The following is a 3069-nucleotide window of genomic DNA, read 5'->3' as shown; positions in this document are numbered from 1 at the left end:
TTTGATGATATTAGCAGTGAATTCAACTTGAATAAAGGGCAAATAAACAAAGTTCAAAGAGAACTTCACAAATCAATAGAAGAAGCTATTAGCGATGAACATCTTACATTTAAAAATCATGTAAATGAATCGTTTAGTCAGTATCAAAGAAATATAAATGAAGCACAAAAATTAAATGATGAGAAAATGATCGAAGATGCTCAAAGAACATACGAAGAAGATAGAGACAAAATAGAGCAATCATTCATAAGTGAAGTTAATGAAAAAGTAGAATCAACATTGCAAGATTTAGTTGAAGAGCAAATGGAAAAAGTTGAAGAGAAGAAAAAGCAGACTACTGAAGACGATGTTCGTGATCACCTACGTGGATTTTCACGTACAATACCAGCATTCTTGATGGCATACGGCGATGAGAATACAACTTTGAGTAATTTCCATGAAAATATTGATGAAGACACCTTTAAAGAACTTACAAGTATAACGTTAGATGAGTTTAAGAAACTTCGTGATGGTTTTACTTTTGTTGATAACGATGGAGTAGAGAAAAGTGTTCCAGGTTTATTTAATGAAGTAGTATTCAATGCAAGTATTAAAGAGTTCTTGGATACTAGACATAGACTTGCAAATTATTTTGACGATGAACTCGATGAAGATATATTTGATTACATTCCACCTCAACAAACAAATCAGATATTTACACCAAAGCGTGTTGTAAAAATGATGGTTGATGCTCTTGAGAAAGAAAATTCTAATATTTTCAAAGACAAAACAGTTAAATTTGCGGATTTATATACAAAGAGTGGGCTGTATATAACGGAGATAGTGAAGAAACTTGATAATGGATTAAAAGAAGAGATTCCTAATAGAGAAGAGAGAATAAAATGGATCTTAGAGAATCAAGTTTATGCCTGTGCTCCGAGTAATATAATTTATAACATTGTGAAGAACTTTATATTTGGTGAGCTTGAAGATGTGTCAACAGGTAATCTAATTGAGGTTGATACACTAAAATTAGCGAGCAATGAGATGTTGAGTGACAATATTAATGAGTTATTTGGAGATGATAAATTGAAATTTGATGTAATTATAGGAAATCCGCCGTATCAAGATGAAACAATTGGTGACAACAAGACTTATGCACCTCCAATTTACCATAAGTTTCTAGAAGAATCATATAAACTTGCAAGTAAAGTAGAGATGATTCATCCAGCGAGATTTTTGTTTAATGCGGGAAGTACGCCTAAAGCTTGGAACAGAAAGATGTTATCAGATAAAAGTTTGAAAGTCATAAAGTATTTTGAAGATAGTTCCATTGTGTTTCCTAACACAGATATAAAAGGTGGCATTGTTATTACCTATAGAGATGTGGGCAAAGTATTTGGTGAAATAGGAACATTTACTATACATGAAGAATTGAATGGTATTCTTAAGAAAGTTTCAGCTAGAACTAATGAAACATTAGATAGCTATATTTCAGGAAGAGGAGTATATAAATTATCTCCATTAGTCACATAAGGATTATCCAATAATAGAAAAATTACAATCAAAAGGTCATAAAAACGATATTGGATCTGGAGTATTTAGAATTTTAAAGGATATTATTTTTTATAAAGATGTGCCCAAAAACCAGGATGAATTTGTAAAAATATTGGGCTTAGAAAATAGTAAAAGAACTTATTATTGGATGGAGAAAAAATATTTAAATGCACCAGATAGTTTTAGGAATTATAAAGTAATCATGCCACAAGCAAATGGAAATGGATCCTTTGGAGAACCCATCAGTTCCCCTCTAGTACTAAATCCTAATGTAGGTGCAACAGAGACATTTCTTTCTATTGGAGGATTTTCGACAAAGAATGAAGCAGAAGCAGCACTAAAATATATCAAGTGTAAATTTACAAGAACTTTATTAAGTGTTTTAAAAATTACTCAGGCCAATACAAGAGATAAATGGGCTAAAGTACCTTTACAAAACTTCTCTGATACTTCTGATATTGATTGGTCAGTAACTATTCAAGAAATTGATCAGCAATTATATAATAAATATAAATTAAGTCAGGAAGAAATACAGTTTATTGAAGGAAATGTAAGACCAATGGAATGAAAGTTCATACATCAGTTACTTTTGGCATCAGCAGAAATGTTGATGCTCTATTAATAACTTTAATTAATGCAATTTTATAAATAGTGCTTTGAGATAGGAGTATATGAATGAGCGAAAATATGATTATGCAATTGAGAAAGTTAGCATTAACAAAGCAACTGAATTTTTTAGTAGGGTCAGGAGCATCGATGCCAGCGATACCATTAATGGGGAGTTTTAAAGAGTGTAATGAGAAATCAGCAAATGAACAATTACTTGAAAAAGTGAAAGCGGTTAGCAAAGAGTTGTTATTAGGTACCTACAGTGAAGAAAATGATAAGAGTATCACAACATCCTTAAGCAATTATGAGTTTTTTCTTGAAAGTATTGTGTATATTTTAAGTTTATCCAATTCACGGCAAATACCTAAGAATGCTAATCTGTTTACAACAAACTATGATTTGTTTATTGAAAAGGCAACTGACTATATATTAAAGAAATATAAGGTGGTTTTTAATGATGGTGCAAGTGGATACTTTGATCGTTATTTAGATAGTTCGAATTTTAATAGAACGGTTTCTTATAAAGGATTAAACGATAATTATATTAATGAAATACCATCTATTACCTTGATAAAACCACATGGATCAATAAATTGGGAAAAACATGATGAAAGTATATTAATTAAAAACGAAGTTGTATCAGAGCCAGTAGTGGTAGAACCCGATGGTTATGAATCAGCTACAACCTTTGAAAGTAATCATTTCCATGAAATGTTACGCATATTTCAAATGGAATTAGATAAACCACAATCAGTTCTATTTGTGATAGGATTTTCATTTCAGGATAAACATATCGCAAAAATGATTAAACGAGCAATACAGAATCCAGAGTTAATGATTTATGTCTTTGGTTATACAGATAATGATAGAGAAGTTTATTTACGAAATTTAAACTTTGAAAACGAAAGTCATAATTTTAAAATT

3 protein-coding genes are annotated in these 3069 nt (G+C 30.5%); all 3 read left to right on the top strand.

Going from position 1 to position 3069, the window contains the following annotated elements; translation table 11 throughout:
• Window positions 1-1515 (top strand): Eco57I restriction-modification methylase domain-containing protein (locus TJ68_RS08735; RefSeq protein WP_238316070.1); only part of this gene is annotated, 1515 nt, incomplete at its 5' end.
• A gap of 169 nt (window positions 1516-1684) precedes the next feature.
• Complete coding sequence (locus TJ68_RS08730) at window positions 1685-2104, top strand: hypothetical protein (RefSeq protein WP_238316069.1); 420 nt, start codon at window positions 1685-1687, stop codon at window positions 2102-2104.
• Between the two features lie 107 nt (window positions 2105-2211).
• Window positions 2212-3069: SIR2 family protein (locus TJ68_RS07640; protein WP_040929558.1), on the top strand; the 858-nt coding region annotated here is incomplete at its 3' end.

Source organism: Nosocomiicoccus massiliensis, from assembly GCF_000438455.1.
GTDB classification, from domain to species: domain Bacteria; phylum Bacillota; class Bacilli; order Staphylococcales; family Salinicoccaceae; genus Nosocomiicoccus; species Nosocomiicoccus massiliensis.
Note: the sequence above shows the minus strand (reverse complement) of the source record. Positions and strands in the feature narration are given on the sequence as shown.